Origin of the sequence: Bradyrhizobium algeriense (assembly GCF_036924595.1) — a bacterium.
Taxonomy (GTDB): Bacteria; Pseudomonadota; Alphaproteobacteria; order Rhizobiales; family Xanthobacteraceae; genus Bradyrhizobium; species Bradyrhizobium algeriense.
In genome coordinates this window covers 6073258-6094839 of sequence record NZ_JAZHRV010000001.1, presented here as the reverse complement: position 1 = coordinate 6094839, position 21582 = coordinate 6073258, and the positions used below count along the sequence as shown (strand labels likewise).

The following is a 21582-nucleotide window of genomic DNA, read 5'->3' as shown; positions in this document are numbered from 1 at the left end:
CGAACCGGATTTCAAAATCGACCGTATCTGCTGGAAAGCTGGAACCCCGGGGGGTCTCACTGCCATGACGACGCCTGACGGCACCGACATTTTCTACGGCGCGATCCCGGTCTTTCGCGGCTTTGGCAGCCTGATGGACCCGGCGATGTACTCGCCATTGCCTGATGACTGGACCGTCGGCGTCGCCGACATCGTGGAATCGACCAAGGCGATCGCGAACCAGCGCTACAAGGCGGTCAACATGGCCGGCGCCGCCGTCATCGCGGCCGTCACCAACGCGCTTGACGGGCGCGAATTTCCGTTCGTGTTCGGCGGCGATGGCGCCAGCTTTGCGGTGTCGCCCTCAGACCTCGCGCGCGCCCGCGACGCGCTGGCGGCGACGGCGGCATGGGTCAGCCACGATCTCGATCTGGTGATGCGGGTGGCGCTGGTGCCGGTCAAGGACATCCGCGCGCAGGGCCTCGATATCAAGGTCGCCCGCTTCGGCCCGTCGGCCAATCTGTCCTATGCGATGTTTTCCGGCGGCGGGCTTGGCTGGGCAGATGCCGCGATGAAGCGCGGCGAGTTTGCGGTGCCGGCGGCGGCGCCGGGCACGCAGCCCGATCTGTCCGGGCTTTCTTGCCGGTTCGAGGAAATTCCCTCCGCGCGCGGGCTCATTCTGTCCGTGCTGGTGGTACCGGCCAGGGGCGCCGATCCGCTCGCCTTCCGCAAGGTGATCGAGGACATCATCAGGCGGGTCGAACAGTCGCCGGATGCCGGGCGGCCGGTGCCGCCGGGCGGGCCGCCGCTGCGCTGGCCGCCGGCCGGCGTCGAGTTTGAAGCGCGCGCGGCGCGCGGCGGGCCGCTGTTGAAGCGGCGCACCGTCGTGCTCGCGGTGACGCTGTGGGCCTATGTCGTGATGCGCTTCGGCATCAAGGTCGGCAATTTCGTACCGAAGAATTATGTACAGCAGGTGGTGGAGAATTCCGACTTCCGCAAATATGACGACGGCCTGCGGATGATCCTCGATTGCACGGAGGAGCTGGAGCGCGCGCTGGCGGAGCTTCTGGCCAACGCAGCTTCAGAGCGGATCGTGCGCTACGGCCTGCACCGGCAGGACGCGGCGATGATGACCTGCTTCACGCCCTCGGTGATGCGCAGCGATCACGTCCACTTCATCGACGGCGCCCGCGGCGGCTACGCCTCCGCGGCGACGGCGCTCAAGGCGATGGCGGCTTAAGCGAAGATCTGTAGGGTGGGCAAAGCCACCGGGTCGCGCGAATGCGCGCCCGATGACAGGCTCCGCGTGCCCACCATTCAAAGCAACGGTCTGGAGAGATGGTGGCCACGCTGCGCTTTGCCCACCCTACGGAACGGCGATTGATCGAGCCTACCGCCCCACACGCGTCCAGTTTTCGCTGCCGCAGAGTGCGCCGACGCAGCCTTCGACTTTCAGCGTATCCGTCCCCGTCACCGAGACGCTGCTCGCGTAGGTGCCGCCGTCATCGGCGTTGTAGATCTGGCCCGACCATTTGTTGGGCGCTACCGGCTGCATGCCGCTGAACAGCGGCAGGCCGATCATCGGACGCTTCTTCAGCGCCGGATTGGGATTTTTGTCATCGACCTGGGGCTTGCCGGTTGATGGATCGATCGGGTCTTTCAACCCAACGATCACGCCGCAGATGCCGCCGCCGCATTTGCTGACTTTCACCCGCGCGTCGCCGGCCTGGGTCTGCCAGACGCCGGTCGGCTCGCCGGCGCCCTGTGCGCGAGCCGATGGGGCGGCCAGCAATGCCGTCGAGATCGCGATGATGAAAGCCGTTCTGCAAGCCATGAATCATTTCCCCAAAAAAGCAGGCCTGCATAACAACAAATCAGATTTGTGCAATGTCGGATTGCGCGAACACGATCATTTGCTCCAGCGGGTGAGGCGGATCGACAATGCCGTACCGAGGCCGTAAACGACCATCGCCGCGCCCACCAGCGCGAACAATGTCCATGCCGGCGCGCCCGCGGAGGCCAGCCACGCGCCGCCGCCGCCGACGATCAGCAATCGCGCGGTGCCGGCCATCACGGGGCCGCCGACCTTTGCAGCCCCCTGCGACGAGAAATAGAGGCAGGCGCCCATCCCGAAAAAGGCGAACGCCGGGCCTGCCCAGACCAGATAGGAAGAAGCCGCGGCGGTGACGCCGGGATCGCTGGTGAACAGCGAAACCCAGAGCGACGGCATCGCGGCGACGATCAGTCCGATGGCGCCCACGGCGATGCCGGCAGCTATGCCCGCGGTCCACGCCACCTGCCGCGCGCGCGTCACCAGCCCCGCGCCAACAGCCATGCCGACCATCGGCACCGAGGCGACGCCGAAGGCGAACGCGATAGGCGTCAGCAGAAATTCCAGCCGCGAGCCCATGCCATAGCCGGCCAATGTCGCGGTGCCGTAGCCGGCCAGGATTTTGGTGAAGATCAGCACCGTCAGCACGGTCTGCAGCGGCGACAGGCAGGCCACCGCACCGACCCTGAGAATGTCGAAGAACATGTCGCGCTGGAATTTAAAGCCCTTGAAGTTCAGCGCCAGCCGGCTGCGGCCGCTGACGAGATACCAGATCAGAAAGATCGCCCCGAGCGTGAAGGCGGTGAGCTGACCTGCGGCAACGCCAGCCATGCCGAGCCTGGGCAGGCCGAACAGCCCAAGGCCCAGCGCGCCGCCGACCGCGATCTGCACCAGCGCGGTGCCGATCAGCGTCACCGACGGAATCCGCATGTCGCCGGTACCGCGCACCACCGAGGCCAGTGTGTTAACCAGCCAGATCGCCATCGCGCCGGAGAACAGCACGTGCGAATATTGCATGGCCTGTTCGAGCACGCCGCCGCGCCCGCCGAGCAGCGTGTAGAACGCGCGGCCGAAAATCAGCATCGTAACCGTGAAAAAGATTCCGGCGCAGGCACCGATCATTGCCGCATGCAGCGCCAGATCAGCGGCGCGGTCGCGATTCCCCGCGCCGATCGCGCGGCTGATCGCAGACGATACGCCGCCGCCCATCGCACCCGCCGACATCATCTGCGTCAGCATCACGAAGGGAAACACCAGCGCGATGCCGGCGAGCGGCTCGGTGCCGAGCCGGCCGATATAGGCAGTTTCGGCGACGGCAACCAACGTCGTGCCCACCATGGCGATCGCATTGGGCAGCGCCAGGTTCAGCAGCGTCGGCAGGATCGGCGAGGTCAGCAGGCCGTTGGCCGGCGCGGGCGGAACTGCGGTGGTAGGACGCATGTCGAGCGGGGCGTCAATGGTCATGCGTCACGATCATCCAAATCGAATAAATTATGGATGACATATTATCCGGCTAGACCAGCGCTAGCCACCCGCGTCCCGTGCAGGGGTCACCACGGCAGGCCGCATAGGTCGATGATTCCGTCGCGCGGCTTGCGGGTAAAATCGAACACGAACGGCGCCATCGCCTCGAAACGCACGCGCCCCTCCGGCTGTTCGGCATAGACCTCGCCCAGGAAGCGTTGCCAGCCGCGCGCCTGGTAGAACGCTTCATTGTGCGGCTCGCAGAACAGCATCGCAAACCGCACCGCTTCGTGGTCGCGCATGGTCCTGATGGCGGCGTTCAGCGCCAGCGAGGCATAGCCGCGCCCCCGGCAGTCCGGGCGCGTCGAGACGCCGCCAACGCCGCCGATATGGACCTTGCGCCCGTCCCAGGTCGCGTCGCGGAAGAAGATGCCGACATGGCAGGCGAGACCCGGCTGAGCTGCGTCCTCCGGCGCGTCGATCAGCACGCGCAGATCGGCATGGGCCCATTTGACGTGACCCCACGACAGCTTTTCAACCACATGCGCCGGCCACACCGCCTGCATCAGCGGTTCGGCCCGTGGCCATGATGCGTCCCCGTTCAGAACGTCGATCTCGATGCTCATTTCATTACCTCATCGCGCCAAAAACCGTCGGCACCATATCCGTCATACGCTGGACGCGGAGGGGCGTTACCCAGAACCTTGCGCGTTCTTGCCAAATTGCGATGTTTATGCGCATTGGAACCTTCTATAAGAGTTCCCGTTAGACCAGACCAAGTCTCCCATCAGTTCGGACATCACCCCATGACCTTCACGCTACCCAATCTGCCCTATTCCCACGACGCCCTTGCGCCCCACATGTCCAAGGAAACGCTGGAATACCACCACGACAAGCATCACCAGGCTTACGTGACCAACGGAAACAACGCGATCAAGGGGACCGAATTCGAAGGCAAGTCCCTGGAGGAGATCGTCAAGGGTTCGTTCGGCAAGAATCCGGCCGTGTTCAACAATGCCGGCCAGCACTACAATCACCTGCATTTCTGGAACTGGATGAAGCCGAACGGCGGCGGCAGCAAGCTGCCCGGCCGTCTGGAAAAGAAGATCACCGAAGACCTCGGCGGTCTCGACAAGTTCAAGGCCGATTTCGCCGCCGCCGGCGTCGGTCAGTTCGGCTCCGGCTGGTGCTGGCTGTCGGTCAAGAACGGCAAGCTCGAAATCTCCAAGACCGCGAACGGCGAAAGCCCGCTGGTCCATGGCGCCACGCCGATCCTCGGCTGCGACGTCTGGGAGCACTCCTACTACATCGACTACCGCAACCGCCGTCCCGACTATCTGAAGGCGTTCTGCGATAATCTGATCAACTGGGACTATGTCGACGAGCTGTTCGGCAAGGCTGGTTGATCTGTCGACGCCATACGACTCTTCACCCTCCCCTGGAGGGGGAGGGTCGGTTCGCATGCAGCGAAGCGGAATGCGAACGGGGTGGGGTGATCTCTCAACTCTGGCACTGTTCGGGTGGAGAGACTTTCACCCCGCCCCGCCGCTCATTTCATTCGCGTCGACCCTCCCCCTCCAGGGGAGGGTGAGCACGGGGCAACAGTGGGTAACGCGGCAAGCTATCTACTCGTCTTTCTCGGTGGGGGGCTTGGCGCGAGTCTCCGCCATCTCATCAATCTCACCTGCGCCCGCGCTTTCGGCACCGGCTTTCCCTGGGGCACCTTCATCATCAACATCACGGGCTCGACCGTGATGGGGCTGATCGCGGGCTATCTCGCCTTCAAGGGCGAGGCGTCGCAGCCCTGGCGGCTGTTTTTGATGACCGGCATCCTCGGCGGTTACACGACGTTTTCGGCCTACTCGCTCGATGCGGCGCTGCTCTACGAGCGCGGCGAACTCACATCCGCGGCGCTCTACGTCGTTGGCTCGGTGGTGCTCTCGATTGCCGGGTTGTTTGCCGGCCTTGCGCTGGTCCGCCAGTTCGCCTGAACGAATGGCCCGGGGCGGGCAGGGCTGCGTGACGCCCTCACATGGGCATGCCTGAGATGCGCATGGCTATCGTTGCGTCGCCACCATGGCGGGACTAAGCAGGATGGATTCGTATCACCCGCCGAACCCATCGTCCTTGTCAGAAGATCAGATAAAAGACCCGGCGCCTGCCGATGACGCCGAGCCGAAGCCCCGGCGCGCCCGCAAGCCGGTCGGCTGGTCGATGATCGTGATCGGCGCGCTGGTTGCGGTTTGCGCAGGCCTGGTCTGGCGGCGCGACGGCATCGACGGCGTGCTCAGGATCCTCACGCATGATCTCTGGCTGTTTGGTGAGATCATGCCGCGCGTGCTGGCCGGCTGCCTGCTCGGCGGCTTCATTGCGGAAATTCTGCCGCACGACAAAGTCTCGCGAGCGCTCGGGCCGAACTCGGGCCTGAAGGGCCTTTTGATCGGAACGGCGTTCGGCGCGATCCTGCCGGGCGGTCCCTTCACCGCCTATCCGGTGGCGGCGGCGCTGCTCACGGTCGGCGCCGATTTCGGCGCCACCATCGCCATGGTCGTGAGCTGGACGCTGATCGGCTACGGCCGCGCGGTCGCCTGGGAGCTGCCGATCCTGGGCACGGAGTTCACGCTGTGGCGGATCGTGATCTCGCTGCCGATCCCGGTGCTGGCCGGCGCGCTCGGCCGCTTCGTCTTCGTGCGGATGTACCCGAAGGGCGAGCCGGAGCCGCCGGCATGACCCTCTCCGCGCTGATCATCGACATCACCTTGTGGGGCTCGGTCGCCATCCTCGGCTTCATGGCCTGGCAGCGCGGCCGCGTCGTGCTGGTGTCGTCAGTGCGCGAAGGTAGTATGGATTTCATCAACATCGTGCCGCGCATTGCGCTCGGCGTGATCGGCTCCGGCTACATCGCCGCCGTGATCCCGCCGGAAGTCATCACCGGCTGGCTCGGCCCTGATAGCGGCTGGTTCGGCGTCTTGACCGCGGTCATCGCCGGCGCAGCCACCCCCGGCGGCCCGGTGGTCGGTTTCTCGATCGGCGCGGTGGCGCTGAAGGTCGGCGGCGGCCCGCCGCAGGTGATCGCCTATGTCGTCGCCTGGGCGCTGTTCGCCTTCCAGCGCATGATCCTCTGGGAAATTCCGTTCATGCCGGCCCGGTTCGTCTGGTTTCGCGCGGCGGTGTCGGTGCCGTTTCCGTTCCTGGCTGCCGCGATCGCGATGGTGATCGGGAAGCCGTGAGATCAGGTGCACACGTCCGAGGTTGAATTTGGAGCTGTCCTCATTCAGTTTAGGTCCATGCAGCTTGAATCGACGCTGACCTGTCCCTCGTGCGGGAACGAAGCAACCGAGACGATGCCGACAAACGCCTGCCAGTTTTTCTACGACTGTCGGCGTTGCGGCACCCGGCTCAAGCCCAAGCCGGGCGATTGCTGCGTTTACTGCTCGTACGGAACCATGCGGTGCCCGCCGGTCCAGGACGGCAAGGGAATGTGTTGCACGTGATTGTGTAACGTTGCTGCCTGCGACTATCTTCCGGTCATGGCGGATCACTGCTGCGCACCACCACCGTTGAATCTCGGCCCGCGCCAGGACGTGAGCGCGTTCCGGCGCGTCTTATGGGCCGTGCTCGGCATCAATGCTGCGATGTTCATGGTCGAGATCGGCGCGGGCCTGGCTGCGGGCTCTGCCTCACTCCAGGCCGACGCGCTCGACTTTCTGGGCGATGCGGCGAACTACGCGATCAGCCTGTTCGTGGTCGGCATGGCCTTGCGCTATCGGGCCAGCGCTGCGCTTGCCAAGGGCGCCACGATGGGCGTCTTCGGGCTGTGGGTTATCGGCGTCACCGGCTGGCATGCCCTGCACGGCACGCTGCCGCAGGCCATCACCATGGGCAGCGTCGGCTTTGCCGCGCTGGTCGCCAACGCGCTGTCCTTTTACCTGTTGTGGCGGCACCGCACGGGTGACGCCAACATGCGGTCGGCCTGGATTTGCACGCGCAATGACGTGTTGGGCAATCTGGCTGTGCTGCTGGCTGCGCTTGGCGTGTTCGGCACCGGCACCGGCTGGCCCGACATTATCGTCGCCGCGATCATGGCCATGCTTGCGCTGCAAGGCGCAGTGACCGTCGTGCGGCACGCTCTGGCCGAATTGAAGCCGCCCGCCGCAGCGACGGCTTAAGCCGCGGCCTCACCTCGGGCCCGCGAATTGCACAACGCTACCTCCCAGCACCTGCTGCCATAGCCCCAACCGAACGAGCTGGGCGCTTGATCTATGTCAAAGGGCGCTCCACCGGCAAAAGCACGGTTTAAGCCGCGGGGATTAGCAATGGAGGAGATCATGAAAATGACTTTGAGAACGGTGGCCGTTGCTGCGTCGACGTTCGCATGCGCGGCGTTGTTTTCGCCTGGCTGGTCCGATCAAGGCGGGATATCGCTGTCGATCAATAAAGCCGAGGCGCAGAAGCGGGTCTATATCACGCGTGGTTACGCCGCGAGGGCTGTCTATGTCGAGCCGGGCTCCTGGTACGCCGTGAGGGCCTACTACTTCGGTGGCCCCTGGAGTGGGCGTGGGTACAGCTACACCGGCTGGTCTGACTACGCAGCGCGCAATGGTATTGGCTGCACGCCCGGTACTGCGACCAAGGGCGGCGACAGCATCATGTACGTCTGTCAGTAGGGTTTATTTTATACGTGGGGCCAGGTTGCGAGATGGCGACCTGGCCCAACACCTGTGTTGTTCAGCCGGCAAAGCACTGGTGAACGCGGTTATGTCTGCTGCGAGGGTAACCCGCACGATTGATCCGTCTCACCGCCTCGTCTCTCGCTGACAACCACGTTATCGCGACGCAGGCCCGGAACATGTTCCGTATCCTCATCGTTAATAATTTATGAAAGCAGTCACCGCCGCATTTGTTGCTGTGTTCGTTTTGTGGGTTGTTGATGTCAATTTCAACGGTGGCCGTTACACCGGCGCTGCCGTACAGATGATCCGGCTGGCGGCCTCATCGATGGGTATTCGAATTTGAGGCTGCCCCGGCCGGCGGCCGTGTTGAAGCGGCGGGTCCGAGAAGCCGCGGCGTACCGGATGCCCCGCCTTCGCGGCGCATGACGGGCCGGGTGTTTTGGGGAGGGCCGGTCTACGGCCGCGCCACCACGTGGACTCCCTTAATGTTATAATGTAACATTTTCCCATGCCTCGCGACCATTCCCACGATCCCGGCCATCACCACGGCCACGCCCATTCCCATGGCCCGGCGACGCCGCATCCGGCGCAGCCGGCCCCCTGGTCGATCCTGCGCATGACCGTGACCGCGCGCCTTGCCGCGGCGCTGGCCGTCAGCGCCGGGCTATGGGTCGTCGTGCTGGTGGCGATGAGGTGAGCATGGCGGCGCAGCTCAAGTTCCACAACGTTACGCTCGGCTACGACCGGCACCCGGCCGTGCATCACCTCAAGGGTGAGGTCGCGCAAGGCGCGCTGCTGGCGGTGATCGGACCGAACGGTGCCGGCAAGTCGACGCTGTTTCGCGGGCTCGCCGGCATTTTGAAACCGCTCTCGGGATCGATCGATCTCGGCGGCCTCGACATCCGCGACATCGCCTATCTGCCGCAGACCGTCGACATCGACCGGACTTTCCCGATTTCGGTGTTCGATCTGGTCGGCACCGGCCTGTGGCGCTCGACCGGGTTTTTCGGCGGCATGGGCAAATCAGCGCGGGACAAGATCACCAAGGCGCTCGCCGCCGTCGGCCTCAACGGTTTTGAAAACCGCTCGATCGGCACGCTGTCCGGCGGGCAGATGCAGCGCATGCTGTTCGCGCGCGTGCTGCTGCAGGACACGCGCCTGATCGTGCTCGACGAGCCGTTCAACGCCATCGACGCGAAAACCTCGGCCGACCTGCTGGCGCTGGTGAAGCGCTGGCACGGCGAGGGCCGCACGGTGCTGGCCGCCCTGCACGACATGGAGCTGGTGCGCGACCATTTCCCGGAAACCTTGCTGCTCGCGCGCGGACCGGTGGCCTGGGGCCCGACCGCGGAAGTGCTGACCGCCGAAAACCTGATGGTGGCCTTGCGGATGTGCGAGGCGTTCGACGATACCGCCGCCGCCTGCGCGGACGACATGCCATCGCGGGCCGCCTGATGCTGTACGACGCGCTGATCGCGCCCTTCACCGAATTCGAGTTCATGCGCCGCGCGCTCGCCGCCGTAATCGCGCTGGCGCTGGGCGCAGCACCGATTGGCGTATTTTTGATGCTGCGGCGGATGAGCCTCGTCGGCGACGCCATGGCGCATGCGATCCTGCCGGGGGCTGCGATCGGCTTCCTCGTATCGGGCCTCAATTTGTTCGCGATGACGACCGGCGGGCTGATCGCGGGCTTTACGGTCGCGCTGCTCGCGGGTCTCGTCGCGCGCAATACGGAGCTGAAGGAGGACGCTTCGCTTGCGACCTTCTATCTGGTGTCGCTCGCGCTCGGCGTCACCATCGTTTCCGTCAAGGGCACCAATATCGATCTGCTGCACGTGCTGTTCGGCAACATTCTCGCAATGGACGACCAGACGCTGCTCGTCATCGCCTTCAACGCCACCCTCACGCTGCTGGTGATGGCGGTGATCTTCCGGCCGCTGGTGATCGAATGCGTCGATCCGCTGTTCCTGCGCACGGTCTCTCGCGCCGGCGCGCCCGCGCATCTTGCGTTTCTGGCGCTGGTCGTGATCAACCTCGTCAACGGCTTTCATGCGCTCGGCACGCTGCTCGGCGTCGGGTTGATGATCCTGCCCGCCGGCATCGCGCGGTTCTGGTCGCGCGACATTACCGGTATGATCTGCATCGCGGTCGCCAGCGCCACTGTCTCCGGCTATGCCGGGCTGGTGCTGTCGTTCCAGACCCGGATTCCCTCGGGGCCGGCGATCATACTCGTGGCGGCAGGGCTCTATCTTGCGTCGCTGTTGTTCGGCAATGTCAGCGGACTGGTACGGCAATTGTTTCCCGGCCGTCACCTCGAGGCGTGAAGATGCGGCGACTGTGTTGGCTTATCTGTTTAGGATTGATCGCGGTCAGCGGCCCAGTGCAAGCGCAGGACCGGCTCAACGTCGTCGCCAGCTTCTCGATCCTCGGCGATTTCGTCCGCAATGTTGGCGGCGACCGGGTCAACGTCACCACGCTGGTCGGCCCCAACAGCGATGCACATGTCTATGTGCCGACGCCGGCGGATGCAAAGAGGGTGGCGGATGCGAAGCTCGTCTTCGTCAACGGCCTCGGGTTCGAGGGCTGGATGCAGCGGCTGGTGCAATCATCCGGCAGCAAGGCAACGGTTGTTGTTGCAAGCACCAACATTACGCCGCTCAAGCTCGGCTCCAGTACCGACCCGCATGCATGGCAAACAGTCACCAATGCCAAAACATACGTCTACAATATTCGTAATGCGCTCAGCGCAGCAGCTCCCGCAGATGCGGCGCTTTTCGAGGCCAATGCCGAAGCCTATCGGGTGAAGCTCGAAGCCCTTGAGGGCGAGATAAGCCCGTGGGTCGGGTCAATCCCGCCGGAGCATCGCAAGGTGATCTCGACCCATACTGCCTTTGGCTATTTCGCAAAAGCCTACGGTATCGAGTTCATCGCGCCGCGCGGCGTCTCAACCGAGTCCGAGCCGAGTGCCCGGGATATTGCCGGGATCATCACCCAGATCAAAACCAGGAAAATTCCGGCTGTTTTTCTGGAAAATATCAGCGATCCGCGCCTGATCGAGCGGATCTCCGCGGAGACAGGCGCCAGGGTCGGTGGCACCCTTTACTCGGACAGTTTGACTGACGAAAAGGGCGACGCCCCCACTTACATTGATATGGTAAGGCACAATATAAGGACCCTGAGGAACGGGATTGGGTATGGTCCTGGCCCAATACGCTGAATATCTCCGGAGCCGTTATGTCTGAACCTTCGTCCCAGAAAATTCCAGTGACCGTGCTGACGGGCTATCTCGGCGCCGGCAAGACCACGCTTTTGAACCGCATCCTGTCGGAAAACCACGGCAAGAAATACGCCGTCATCGTCAACGAATTCGGCGAGATCGGCATCGACAACGACCTCATCATCGGTGCGGACGAGGAAGTGTTCGAGATGAACAATGGCTGCGTCTGCTGCACGGTGCGCGGCGACCTTGTCCGCATCATGGACGGCCTGATGAAGCGCAAGGGCAAGTTCGACGCCATCATCGTCGAGACGACTGGGTTGGCGGACCCGGCCCCGGTGGCGCAGACCTTTTTCGTGGACGAGGACGTGCAGAAGAACGCCCGCCTCGACGCGGTGGTGACGGTGGCTGATGCAAAGTGGCTGAGCGACCGCCTGAAGGATGCGCCGGAAGCCAAGAACCAGATCGCATTCGCCGACGTGATCGTGCTGAACAAGACGGACCTCGTCTCCAAGCCAGAGCTGGCCGAAGTGGAGGCCCGCATCCGCGGCATCAACCCTTACGCAAAGCTGCACCGCACCGAGCGCTGCAAGGTGGCGCTGTCGGATGTGCTGGAACGCGGCGCGTTCGACCTGGATCGCATCCTGGAGATCGAGCCGGAATTCCTCGATGCCGGCAATGGCCATGATCATCACCACGACCACGATCATCATCATGGGCACGACCACCATGACCACAGCCACAGCCATGGCGGGTTGAAGCATTACCACGACGAGGACATGCAATCGCTGTCGCTGCGGTCGGACAAGCCGCTCGACCCGACCCTGTTCATGCCGTGGCTGCAGAACCTCGTCGCCACCGAGGGCCAGAAGATCCTGCGCTCGAAAGGCATCCTCGCCTTCACCGACGACGATGACCGCTACGTCTTCCAGGGCGTCCACATGATGCTGGAGGGCGATCACCAGCGGAAGTGGAAGGACGGCGAGGCGCGCGAAAGCCGCGTCGTCTTCATCGGCCGCGAATTGCCGGAGCAGATGATCCGCGACGGCTTTGAAAGCTGTATCGTCACGTGATGAAAGAGTTCGATCCGGGCGAAGCGCCCTCCATCGCTTCCATCACCGACCAGGTGCGGGCGTTGCCTGTCGGCATGCCCGTCAGCTCGATCTATTTCCTCGGCGATACCGCAGTGTTTGTCGGTGCCGAGGAGCACGCGGCGATGGTGGACCAGGCGGGCGAAGTCTCGAAAGTCGCCATCCATGGCGGTGCCATCCTATGTGCGGCCTCTGACGGCAAGCGCATCGTCACCGGCGGCGATGACGGCAAGGTCGTTGCGTTGAACGCAAAAGGCGAGACGTCGGTGCTGGTAACCGACGCAAAACGGCGCTGGATCGATAACGTCGCGCTGCATCCCGATGGCGCGGTGGCCTGGTCGGCCGGCAAGACCGCGTTCGTCCGCAGCGGCAAGGGCGAGGAAAAGAGTTTTGATGCACCGTCGACCGTCGGCGGTCTGGCCTTCGCGCCAAAAGGCCTGCGCGTGGCGGTCGCCCACTACAACGGCGTGACGCTGTGGTTTCCCAACATGGCGGCGAAGCCGGAATTTCTGGAATGGGCCGGCTCGCATCTCGCCGTCACCTTCAGCCCGGACAACAAATTCCTCGTCACCGCGATGCACGAGCCGGCGCTGCACGGCTGGCGGCTTGCCGATAACAGGCACATGCGGATGAGCGGCTATCCCGGCCGCGTCCGCTCGATGTCGTGGAGCACGGGCGGCAAGGGGCTCGCCACCTCGGGCGCCGACACCGTGATCATCTGGCCGTTCGCCAGCAAGGACGGCCCGATGGGCAAGGAGCCTGCGATGTTGGCACCGCTGCAGGCGCGCGTCTCCATGGTCGCCTGTCATCCGAAGCAGGACATCATGGCCGCAGGCTATGGCGACGGTACCGTGCTGATCGTGCGGCTCGAGGACGGCGCGGAAATCCTGGTGCGCCGCAATGGCAGCGAGCCGGTCTCGGCGCTGGCCTGGAACGCCAAGGGCACGCTGCTGGCCTTCGGCACCGAGGATGGCGACGCCGGGATGCTTGAGTTTTAATCGATCCGTCGTATTCAGCCGCTATGTGGGGCCATGCGGTTTCTAACGACCTTCCAGATTCACGATTTTCTCGACACGCTGGTCAGTTTGACCGCGGCGTTCGTGCTCGGCACCTTGATCGGTGCGGAGCGGCAATATCGGCAGCGCACCGCGGGCTTGCGTACCAATGTGCTGGTCGCCATTGGCGCAGCGGCCTTCGTCGACCCATGCACCTGACCGCTGCCGAGGGTGCGGTGCGCGTGATTGCCTACGTCGTGTCGGGGATCGGCTTCCTCGGCGCCGGCGTCATCATGAAGCAGGGCATGGACGTGCGCGGCCTCAACACCGCGGCGACGCTGTGGGCATCGGCCGCGGTCGGATCCTGCGCCGGCGCCGACATGGTCGCCCAGGCGGTGGCGCTGACGGTCTTCGTGATCGCCGGCAATACGTTGCTGCGTCCCCTCGTGAACGCGATCAATCGGATTCCGCTCAACGAGCAGTCGTCGGAAGCAACCTATTATTTCAAGCTCGCGGTCACCCCGGAAGCGCTGCCCGATATGCGCGATCGCCTGGTGGAGAGGCTGGAAGCCGCCAACTATCCGGTGGCCGATGTCAATGTGGTCGAACTCGGCGACGATCTCCTGGAGATCGTGGCACACTGGTCAGCACCAGAGAAGTGAGCACGACGGATTAGTTCCGCCATGCATGAGCCGGCACCGTGCTGATCGTGCGGCTCGAGGACGGCGCGGAAATCCCGGTGCGATGCTGGAATCCTCGAATTTTAGGTGTTTCGAGCGGGCGCTGGTTCCCCGCGGAACCATGCGCCCCGCTGGCCGTTGAAGCTTACGAACAAATTCGTGGGGTTGAACGATGCCTGCCGATGACCGCCAACGCGAATACCGACGGGAAATGTTGCTCGCGTCCCTGCTGATCGCGGCGGGACTGGCCGCCTCAGCGCTTGCACTGACCGCGCTCACCTCGCGCGATGCCCAGAAAATCGCGCAGGCGACGCCGCCTACGCAATCGACGCCGGGCGCGGAAACGAAGCCGCCTGCGCCGCCCGAGCCGGGCACGACCGGCCAACGGCCGTCAGGCGTGCCGCCGCAACCGGCCCGGCCCGACCCGGATGCGCAGAAGCAGGGCGCTCAGCCCGCGCTGCCGCCGGCGCCGGCGGAGAAGGTTGCGCCGCCGATCCGGGAGAAATGATCCCACTTGCGCGGTCCTGATTGTGCAATCGCAAAATCGTGGGCCGCCGAAATCTGCGGTGCGCTCTGACGCATCATTGTGCAGCCAAGCGCCCCCATCGCCTCGTATCAATTCGTAGGAGGGGGCGCACGCGCCACCTCCGAACGCCTTGTGTTGATCCCCAACAAGCGGTTAGGCTTGCTGCAATAACAGCCGGCGGGTCGAATAACCGCCGGCAGCTCAGGGAGTGACGCATGCGTGAGTTAACGCCTGAAACGATCACGGACGCCGTGCTCGACCAGATGGCGACAACGCCGGACCCGCGCCTGAAGACGATCATGGCGTCGGCGGTCAAGCACCTCCATGCCTTCGCCCGCGAGGTCAATCTGACGCCGGCGGAATGGATCAAGGGCATCGAATTCATGACCGCCGCCGGCAAGATGTGCTCGCCGGAACGGCAGGAATTCATCCTGCTGTCCGACACGCTCGGCCTTTCCGCGCTCGTTAACGGCCTGCACGATGCCACCGCGCTGGAGGAAGCCACCCATACCAGCCTGCTCGGCCCATTTTACCGCGAGGCCACGCCGACGCTGGCGGCCGGCAGCTCGATCGCCAAAAATCCGAAGCCGGGCAGCGAATGCGTGCTTTACGGCCGCGTCACCGATGCCACCGGCAAGCCGGTCGCCAACGCCACTGTCTCGATCTGGCAAACCGGCGCCGACGGCCTCTACGACATTCAGGCCAGCGCGACGTCGGTCGATTATCGCGGCGTGTTCGCAACCGATGCCGATGGGCTCTATGTGCTGCGCACCGTGAAACCACTCGGATATTCGATCCCGATGGATGGACCGGTCGGCACCATGGTGAAGGCGCAGGCACGGCATGGCATGCGGCCGGCGCATATTCACTTCCTGGTCGGCGCGCCCGGGTATCGTGAACTCGTCACCGCGCTCTATCTGCGCGACGATCCGCATCTCGCCGACGATGTCGTATTCGGCTCGTCGGGCGATCTCGCCGTCGACGTGGCGGCAAACGATCCGGACTGCCCGATCAAGGGGATGCCGAGCATCCGCTTCGACATGCGGGTTTCGCGCGAAAGCGAGGCCGACAAGACCAGCGGGCGCGTCGGCGCCGATCCGTCGGCGATCATGAAAAAATCCACCAAAAATGAACCCGCGCCGGTGGGAGCCAAATAGCCTCGGTCTGACCTAACCATTCGCAGCGACCGGACGGAGATCCGGCGGAGCCGTAATGACTGACAACAACGACAAATGAGGGGGATTCAATGAAGCGCAGGACGTTCCTTGGCGGCGCGATGGCCGTCGCGGTGGTTGGGCGGGGCTCGCGCGCGCTGGCGCAGCAGCCGCCCATCAAGATCGGCATGTCGATGCCGCAAACCGGCGGTCTCGCCGGCGGCGGCAAGGCTTCGCTGCTCGGCATCGAAATCTGGCGCGACGATATTAACGCCAAGGGCGGGCTGCTCGGCCGCAAGGTCGAACTGGTCGTCTATGACGACAAGTCGAGCGCATCAGAGACGCCGGCGATCTACGCCAAGCTGGTCGATGTCGACAAGGTCGACCTGCTGTTCGCGCCCTATGCAACGGTGCCTACTGCGCCAATCATGCCGTTCGTCAAGCAGCGCGGCCTGCTGCTGATGGGTAATTTCTCGTTCCAGGTGAACAGCAAGGTCGGCCACGACATGTGGTTCAACAATGCGCCCTGGGGTCCGGCCGATAGCTGGGCGGCCTCGTTCCTCGATCTGGCGCAGAAGGCCGGCGGCAAGAGCATGGCGCTGCTCACAGCGGATCAGGAATTCGCACAGAACCTCGCGCTGACCGCGCGCGACGTCGCCAAGAAGCGCAACATCCCGGTTGTCTTCGACCAGAGCTATCCGCCGAACACGGTGGAATTCGCTTCCATCATCCGCGCGCTCAAGGCCGCCAAGCCCGACATCGTCTATGTCGCGTCATATCCGCCCGACTCGGCCGGCATCCTGCGCGCCGTGAACGAGATCGGAATCGGCGACGACGTCAAGATTTTCGGCGGCGGCATGGTCGGCCTGCAGTTCGCGGCCGTGATGTCCAATCTCGGTTCGCTGCTCAACGGTGTCGTCAACTACAACACCTGGCTGCCGGAACCGAGCATGTATTTCGACGGCACCAAGGACTTTTTCGAGAAATACACCAAGCGCGCGGTGGAGGCCAAGGTCGATCCGCTCGGCTATTACCTGGCCCCGTTCGGCTATGCGATGGGCCAGATGATCGACGCGGCGGTCAATTCAACCAAGTCGCTCGACCAGAAGGGCATCGCCAAATATCTGCGCGAGAACGAGCACAAGACCATCGTCGGGCCGATCGCGTTTTCTGCCGATGGCGAGCGCAAGGAAACCGCGACGCTGCAGGCGCAGTTCCGCGGCGTGAAGGACAAGGATATCGAACAGTTCCGGTCCTCCGGCAAACAGGTGATCCTGTTCCCGGATAAACTGAAGACTGGAAATCTCATCAGTCCCTTCGAGGCGGCCCGCAAATAGGCTAGCGGCCTTTTTTTCCGGTCCAGAACGGGCCAAGGGGGATCTGAATTGTTTTCGATGGACCTGCTGCTAGGTGCTGTCGTGCTTGGGGTGCTGCTCGGCTGCTTCTATGCAGCCGTCAGCGTCGGGCTGTCCGTCTCGTTCGGACTGCTCGACGTTCCCCATGTCGCGCATCCGGCATTCCTGGTGCTCGCCTCCTACGGCGTGTACCAGCTCAACGAAAGCTACGACATCGATCCGTTGCTGGCGGGGCTCGCCATCACGCCGCTGTTTTTCCTGTTCGGCCTGCTCGCCTACCGCGTTTATTACGAGACCTTCGAGCGGCGCGGCAGCGACGCAGGCGTGCGCGGCATCGCGTTTTTCTTCGGCATCGCCTTCATCATCGAGGTGCTGATCATCCTTCAGTTCGGCGTCGACCAGCGCTCGGTCTCGGCGACCTATATCGGCAAGTCCTGGCGGTTCGGCGAGTTTCGGATCCCGATCCGGCAACTCGTCGCGTTCGCGGTCGCTCTGGCGCTGACGGTGCTGCTGGCGGTGTATCTGTCGAAAACCTTCATGGGCCGCGCGATCCGTGCCGTCGCGCAGGACGAGGAGGCGCTGCGGCTGATGGGCGCCAATCCGGTCCGTATCAAGCAATTTGCCTTCGGCATCGCTACCGCCGTGCTCGGGATCGCCGGCGCGCTCCTGATCATCGTTGCTCCCGTAGAGCCGACGCTCGACCGCGCCTATATCGGGCGGACCTTCTGCGTCGTCGTCATGGCCGGACTCGGCAGCATCAGCGGCACGCTGATCGCCGCCATCATCCTCGGCGTCGCCGAATCGATCGTGCTGACGATGTTCGGCGCTTCCTGGGCGCCGGCGATCTCGTTCGCGATGCTGCTCGGCGTGCTCGCCGTCCGGCCGCAAGGTCTGCTCGGCCGATGACGAAGCACCGCAACACCATCGTATTCTGCGCGGGCGTGGCCGTCTTCCTCGTCGCCGTGCTTTCGATGACCCAGATCGTCCGCAACGAATATCCGTTTTTCGCCGGCTACGTCATCCTGCAGTTCATCGCGCTCGCGGTCGCCTGGAGCATCCTCGGCGGCTATGCCGGCTACGTCAATTTCGGCACCAACGCCTTTTTCGGCGTCGGCGTCTACACGGCGGTCGCCTTGTTCAAGGCGACGGGCGCGCCGCTGGTGGTGCAGATCGGCGCTGCCGCTGTTATCGGAATGCTGCTTGGCTTTGGGGTCGGTCTCCTGACCCTGCGGATGCGGGGAATCTTTTTCTCGATCGCGACCATTGCGCTGGCGATCATCATCGAAACCTTCGTGATGAACTGGCGGTTCGTCGGCGGTGCGGCCGGCATCCAGTTGCAGCGACCGCCGGTGATGGCGCCGTTCGACAGTTATGTGAAGATGCTGTTTTTCGTGCAGGCGCTCTTGGTCGTCATTGCCGTTTCGATCGCGCGCTACATCCAGAATTCCCGGATCGGCCGCGGCCTGCAGGCGCTGAGGGACGACGAACTCGCCGCCGAATGCACGGGCGTGCCGACCCTGAAGCTGAAACTGGTCGCCTGCATGATATCGGGCGCGCTGATTTCCGCGGCCGGAGCGCCGGCGGCCATGTATCTGCAATATGCCGATCCCTCATCGGCATTCAATTTGAGCTACTCGGTGTCGGCGCTGGCGATGGCGCTGATCGGCGGAACCGCCCACTGGATCGGCCCGGTGCTCGGCGCCATCCTGCTCGGATCGACGCAGCAGCTTCTCGCCGTGACCATCTCCTCGGAAGTCAACGTGCTGGTGCTCGGCATCATGCTGGTGCTGTTTGTGGTCGGCGCGCCCAAGGGCATCATCGGGCTGCTGCGGCCGCGCTATCGTCTGCGCGCGGGAGGCAAGCCATGACGGTACCCGCCGCGCCGGACGCGCCCCCTGCTGCAGGTCGGAACCCTTACCAAGACCTTCGGCGGCTTCACCGCGCTCGACAATATCAGTGTCGATATCAGGAAAGGCGAACGCTTCGGCCTGATCGGGCCGAACGGCTCCGGCAAGACCACGCTGATCAACTGCATTTCCGGCGCGCTGCGTCCGCAGACCGGCAGCGTGGTGTTCTGCGGCGAGGACATCACCCAATTGCCGCCGCACTTACGCGCGCGCCGCGGCATCGCCCGCAGCTTCCAGATTCCGCGGCCGTTCAAGAGCATGACGGTGCTCGAAAACCTCATGGTCGGGCTCGATTTTGCCACCGTCGGTTCGAGCCTGCCGGAGGAAGACATAGCCATGTCGATCCTGACGCGGATGGGCCTTGCCGCCAAGGCCGGCGCGCCGACCGATACGCTGAGCCAGGTGGAATTACGCAAGATGGAGCTCGCGCGCGCGATGGCGGTGCGGCCAAAACTTTTGATTTCGGACGAGGCCATGGCGGGGCTGTCCTCTTCCGAGGTCGACGAGGTGCTGGATCTCCTGATCAGCCTCGGCGAGGAGGACATCACCATCATCATGATCGAGCACATCATGCAGGCGGTGATGCGCTTCTCGGAGCGGGTGATGTGCCTCGATGCCGGAAAGATCATCGCGATCGGCGCGCCGGCCGAAGTGATGGCCAACAAGCGGGTGCAGGAGGCCTATCTTGGCACTTAGCCTTGCCATCGAGGGCCTCGATGCCGGCTACGGCGCCGTCAAGGCGCTGCGCGGCGTGACGCTCCATGTCGAGGCCGGCGAGACCGTCGCCTTGCTCGGCACCAACGGCAACGGCAAGAGCACGCTGATGAAGTGCATCATGGGCCTGGTCCGCCCGGACCATGGCCGGCTGTCGCTTTCGATCGACGGGCAGGTGCACGATCTGACCAAACTCTCGCCCGAGATGATCGTCGATCTCGGCGTGGCGCTGGTGCCGGAGGGACGGCGGCTGTTTCCCAAGCTGACGGTGACGGAAAACCTGATGCTGGGCGCTTTCCGCAAATTGGCCCGCGGCGCCATCCGGCAAAATCTCGCGCTGGCATTCGAGACTTTTCCGGCCCTGAAGGAGCGCCGCAACCAGCTCGCCGGCACCATGTCCGGCGGACAGCAGCAGATGCTCGCGATTGCGCGCGCGCTGATGTCCTCGCCGCGCCTGCTGCTGATCGACGAGCCCTCGGTCGGGCTGTCGCCGCTATTGGTGTCGCAGACGATTACCAAGATCGGCGAGCTCAAGCAGCGCGTCGGACTTACGGTGCTGATGGCGGAGCAGAATTTCAACCAGGCGATCCGGATCGCCGACCGCGGCTACATCATCGTCCATGGCGAGATCGCGGTAGCGGCGCAGTCGGTCGACGAGTTGAAGGCCAACGACATCGTCAAGCGGCTCTATCTCGGCGGCGTCGTCTGAGGGAAATGACGGCATCGTGACGGTGTCTGCACCGTTCTGCCGGTTTTACAGCCTCGCCTGTTGCCGTTGGCTGCCCCATAATCTGTCATCGTGTCCGTGCAGATGACAGATGAGGCAAGCGATGAAGATCGATGACGTCAGGCGAACCGCCTATTCGATGCCGCTGACCAACCCGTCGTTCCCGCCGGGGCCGTATCGTTTCTTCAACCGCGAATATTTCATCATCACCTATCGCACCGACCCCGATGCGCTCGCCGCCGTGGTGCCCGAGCCGCTTGAGGCGACGGAGCCCGTCGTCAAATACGAATTTATCCGGATGCCCGACTCAACCGGCTTCGGCGATTACACCGAAACCGGGCAGGTGATCCCGGTCCGCTTCAAGGGCGAGGAGGGCGTCTACGTTCATTCGATGTATCTGGACGACGAGGGACCGATCGCCGGCGGCCGCGAGCTCTGGGGCTTTCCGAAGAAACTGGCTTCGCCGAAGATCGCCGTCGAGAGCGACGTGCTGGTCGGCACCTTGCACTACGGCTCGGTGCTGTGCGCCTCCGCGACCATGGGCTACAAGCACCGCCCGGTCGATCACGACGCGGTGCTAGAGGCGATGAAGGCGCCGAACTTCATGCTGAAGATCATCCCGCATGTCGACGGCAGCCCGCGGATCTGCGAACTGGTGCGCTATTATCTGGAAGACATCACGCTGAAGGAAGCATGGACCGGTCCCGCCGCGCTCGGCCTGTTTCCGCACGCGCTCGCTGACGTGGCACGGCTGCCGGTGCGCGAAGTGGTCTCCGCGCTGCATTTCAAGGCGGACCTGACGCTGGGGCTAGGCACGGTGGCGTTCGACTATATGACGAAGTGAGCACGGGCATTTGCCCGCGCTTACTGCGCGCCCCTCAGCGTGCAGGCGGTCGAGCAGGTCGTGGTCACGCCGCGCTCGCAGGCGATGCACACCGCGACGCACTGTTTCTTGTCCTTGGGATTGTACTGGCTGTAAAGCTTGCGGACGCAGTTGTCGATCGAGCCCGTGACGTCGTTGCTGCTCTCAGGCGTGCACGCAGCCAGGGCCGCGGCCGCCAGGACGATGGCAAGAATGACGCGCATGTTGGTCGCTCCAACCGGGAGCCCTCGCTCATAAAGCTGCGGGCGACGGCCCTGGGCCCTCGCAGAAAATTACCCTTTCAGGATGGCGCGATTGAATTAATCGAGTGTTACGCGGTCTCGAGGTTCCCTTGCGTAGTTCTACGCCCGGATTCGAGCCGCAGCTGTGCACTGCAGCGAGAACCG

The 21582-nt window shown here is 64.0% G+C and carries 27 protein-coding genes and 1 pseudogene; 24 read left to right on the top strand and 4 right to left on the bottom strand.

The window, feature by feature from the left end; all coding sequences use genetic code 11:
• The first annotated feature begins 64 nt into the window (after positions 1 to 64).
• Positions 65 to 1219 carry a DUF3095 domain-containing protein gene (locus V1286_RS29475; RefSeq protein WP_334485582.1) on the top strand — a complete coding sequence of 385 codons (1155 nt, stop codon included), beginning with the start codon at positions 65 to 67 and terminating at the stop codon, positions 1217 to 1219.
• Positions 1220 to 1369: 150 nt separating this feature from the next.
• Here V1286_RS29475 and V1286_RS29470 read toward each other — a convergent pair whose 3' ends face one another.
• The 3 genes from V1286_RS29470 to V1286_RS29460 all read right to left on the bottom strand — a co-directional run bounded on the left by V1286_RS29470 (position 1370) and on the right by V1286_RS29460 (position 3900).
• Positions 1370 to 1813: a DUF2147 domain-containing protein gene (locus V1286_RS29470; RefSeq protein WP_334485580.1), complete on the bottom strand. Its 444-nt coding sequence runs from the start codon at positions 1811 to 1813 to the stop codon at positions 1370 to 1372.
• A gap of 75 nt (positions 1814 to 1888) precedes the next feature.
• Positions 1889 to 3274 (bottom strand): MATE family efflux transporter, encoded by a 1386-nt coding sequence (locus V1286_RS29465; RefSeq protein ID WP_334485578.1) that lies wholly within the window; start codon positions 3272 to 3274, stop codon positions 1889 to 1891.
• Positions 3275 to 3360: 86 nt separating this feature from the next.
• The gene (locus tag V1286_RS29460; protein WP_334485575.1) at positions 3361 to 3900 is read right to left on the bottom strand and encodes a GNAT family N-acetyltransferase; all 540 of its coding nucleotides are present in this window, start codon (positions 3898 to 3900) and stop codon (positions 3361 to 3363) included.
• 180 nt (positions 3901 to 4080) lie between these two features.
• On the opposite strand from V1286_RS29460, the gene V1286_RS29455 reads away from it, so the two are divergent.
• The 23 genes and pseudogenes from V1286_RS29455 to V1286_RS29345 all read left to right on the top strand — a co-directional run bounded on the left by V1286_RS29455 (position 4081) and on the right by V1286_RS29345 (position 21157).
• Positions 4081 to 4680 carry a superoxide dismutase gene (locus V1286_RS29455; RefSeq protein ID WP_334485574.1) on the top strand — a complete coding sequence of 200 codons (600 nt, stop codon included), beginning with the start codon at positions 4081 to 4083 and terminating at the stop codon, positions 4678 to 4680.
• A gap of 198 nt (positions 4681 to 4878) precedes the next feature.
• On the top strand, positions 4879 to 5265 hold the full coding sequence (gene crcB, locus V1286_RS29450) for a fluoride efflux transporter CrcB (protein ID WP_334485572.1): 387 nt from the start codon (positions 4879 to 4881) through the stop codon (positions 5263 to 5265).
• Between the two features lie 103 nt (positions 5266 to 5368).
• Complete coding sequence (locus tag V1286_RS29445) at positions 5369 to 6004, top strand: permease (RefSeq protein WP_417021193.1); 636 nt, start codon at positions 5369 to 5371, stop codon at positions 6002 to 6004.
• On the top strand, positions 6001 to 6504 hold the full coding sequence (locus tag V1286_RS29440; protein WP_334485571.1) for a hypothetical protein: 504 nt from the start codon (positions 6001 to 6003) through the stop codon (positions 6502 to 6504). The genes V1286_RS29445 and V1286_RS29440 overlap by 4 nt, the downstream gene beginning before the upstream one ends.
• Before the next feature lie 57 nt (positions 6505 to 6561).
• Positions 6562 to 6768: a GDCCVxC domain-containing (seleno)protein gene (locus V1286_RS29435; RefSeq protein ID WP_334485570.1), complete on the top strand. Its 207-nt coding sequence runs from the start codon at positions 6562 to 6564 to the stop codon at positions 6766 to 6768.
• A gap of 36 nt (positions 6769 to 6804) precedes the next feature.
• On the top strand, positions 6805 to 7443 hold the full coding sequence (locus tag V1286_RS29430; RefSeq protein WP_334489980.1) for a cation efflux transmembrane domain-containing protein: 639 nt from the start codon (positions 6805 to 6807) through the stop codon (positions 7441 to 7443).
• A gap of 165 nt (positions 7444 to 7608) precedes the next feature.
• Positions 7609 to 7941, top strand: coding sequence for a hypothetical protein (locus V1286_RS29425; RefSeq protein ID WP_334485568.1), 333 nt, complete (start codon positions 7609 to 7611; stop codon positions 7939 to 7941).
• A 211-nt stretch (positions 7942 to 8152) separates the two neighbouring features.
• Positions 8153 to 8290 (top strand): hypothetical protein, encoded by a 138-nt coding sequence (locus tag V1286_RS29420; protein ID WP_190242038.1) that lies wholly within the window; start codon positions 8153 to 8155, stop codon positions 8288 to 8290.
• A 165-nt stretch (positions 8291 to 8455) separates the two neighbouring features.
• On the top strand, positions 8456 to 8644 hold the full coding sequence (locus V1286_RS29415) for a hypothetical protein (RefSeq protein ID WP_334485566.1): 189 nt from the start codon (positions 8456 to 8458) through the stop codon (positions 8642 to 8644).
• 2 nt (positions 8645 to 8646) lie between these two features.
• A complete protein-coding gene (locus V1286_RS29410; RefSeq protein WP_334485564.1) occupies positions 8647 to 9402 on the top strand; it encodes a metal ABC transporter ATP-binding protein in 756 nt (251 codons plus the stop codon).
• Positions 9402 to 10271: a metal ABC transporter permease gene (locus tag V1286_RS29405; protein ID WP_334485562.1), complete on the top strand. Its 870-nt coding sequence runs from the start codon at positions 9402 to 9404 to the stop codon at positions 10269 to 10271. The genes V1286_RS29410 and V1286_RS29405 overlap by 1 nt, the downstream gene beginning before the upstream one ends.
• A gap of 2 nt (positions 10272 to 10273) precedes the next feature.
• A complete protein-coding gene (locus tag V1286_RS29400; RefSeq protein WP_334485560.1) occupies positions 10274 to 11164 on the top strand; it encodes a metal ABC transporter substrate-binding protein in 891 nt (296 codons plus the stop codon).
• Between the two features lie 17 nt (positions 11165 to 11181).
• A complete protein-coding gene (locus V1286_RS29395; RefSeq protein ID WP_334485558.1) occupies positions 11182 to 12237 on the top strand; it encodes a CobW family GTP-binding protein in 1056 nt (351 codons plus the stop codon).
• A complete protein-coding gene (locus tag V1286_RS29390; protein WP_334485556.1) occupies positions 12237 to 13253 on the top strand; it encodes a WD40 repeat domain-containing protein in 1017 nt (338 codons plus the stop codon). The genes V1286_RS29395 and V1286_RS29390 overlap by 1 nt, the downstream gene beginning before the upstream one ends.
• Positions 13254 to 13286: 33 nt before the next feature.
• A pseudogene (locus V1286_RS29385) lies at positions 13287 to 13888 on the top strand (MgtC/SapB family protein); the annotation flags it as partial.
• A gap of 214 nt (positions 13889 to 14102) precedes the next feature.
• Complete coding sequence (locus V1286_RS29380) at positions 14103 to 14438, top strand: hypothetical protein (RefSeq protein ID WP_334485554.1); 336 nt, start codon at positions 14103 to 14105, stop codon at positions 14436 to 14438.
• A 233-nt stretch (positions 14439 to 14671) separates the two neighbouring features.
• The gene (locus tag V1286_RS29375) at positions 14672 to 15613 is read left to right on the top strand and encodes a dioxygenase family protein (protein WP_334485552.1); all 942 of its coding nucleotides are present in this window, start codon (positions 14672 to 14674) and stop codon (positions 15611 to 15613) included.
• Positions 15614 to 15702: 89 nt separating this feature from the next.
• Positions 15703 to 16947 carry an amino acid ABC transporter substrate-binding protein gene (locus V1286_RS29370; protein ID WP_334485548.1) on the top strand — a complete coding sequence of 415 codons (1245 nt, stop codon included), beginning with the start codon at positions 15703 to 15705 and terminating at the stop codon, positions 16945 to 16947.
• A gap of 57 nt (positions 16948 to 17004) precedes the next feature.
• A complete protein-coding gene (locus tag V1286_RS29365; RefSeq protein ID WP_249129504.1) occupies positions 17005 to 17871 on the top strand; it encodes a branched-chain amino acid ABC transporter permease in 867 nt (288 codons plus the stop codon).
• Entirely contained in the window at positions 17868 to 18833 is a 966-nt protein-coding gene (locus tag V1286_RS29360; RefSeq protein WP_334485542.1) for a branched-chain amino acid ABC transporter permease, read from the top strand. The genes V1286_RS29365 and V1286_RS29360 overlap by 4 nt, the downstream gene beginning before the upstream one ends.
• Positions 18834 to 18860: 27 nt before the next feature.
• The gene (locus V1286_RS29355; protein WP_334489979.1) at positions 18861 to 19568 is read left to right on the top strand and encodes an ABC transporter ATP-binding protein; all 708 of its coding nucleotides are present in this window, start codon (positions 18861 to 18863) and stop codon (positions 19566 to 19568) included.
• Positions 19558 to 20295 carry an ABC transporter ATP-binding protein gene (locus V1286_RS29350; RefSeq protein WP_334485540.1) on the top strand — a complete coding sequence of 246 codons (738 nt, stop codon included), beginning with the start codon at positions 19558 to 19560 and terminating at the stop codon, positions 20293 to 20295. Before V1286_RS29355 ends, V1286_RS29350 begins: the two co-directional genes overlap by 11 nt.
• 121 nt (positions 20296 to 20416) lie before the next feature.
• A complete protein-coding gene (locus V1286_RS29345) occupies positions 20417 to 21157 on the top strand; it encodes an acetoacetate decarboxylase (protein WP_334485538.1) in 741 nt (246 codons plus the stop codon).
• 20 nt (positions 21158 to 21177) lie between these two features.
• On the opposite strand, the gene V1286_RS29340 is transcribed toward V1286_RS29345, so the two are convergent.
• The gene (locus tag V1286_RS29340) at positions 21178 to 21399 is read right to left on the bottom strand and encodes a hypothetical protein (protein WP_334485536.1); all 222 of its coding nucleotides are present in this window, start codon (positions 21397 to 21399) and stop codon (positions 21178 to 21180) included.
• Between the last annotated feature and the right edge of the window lie 183 nt (positions 21400 to 21582).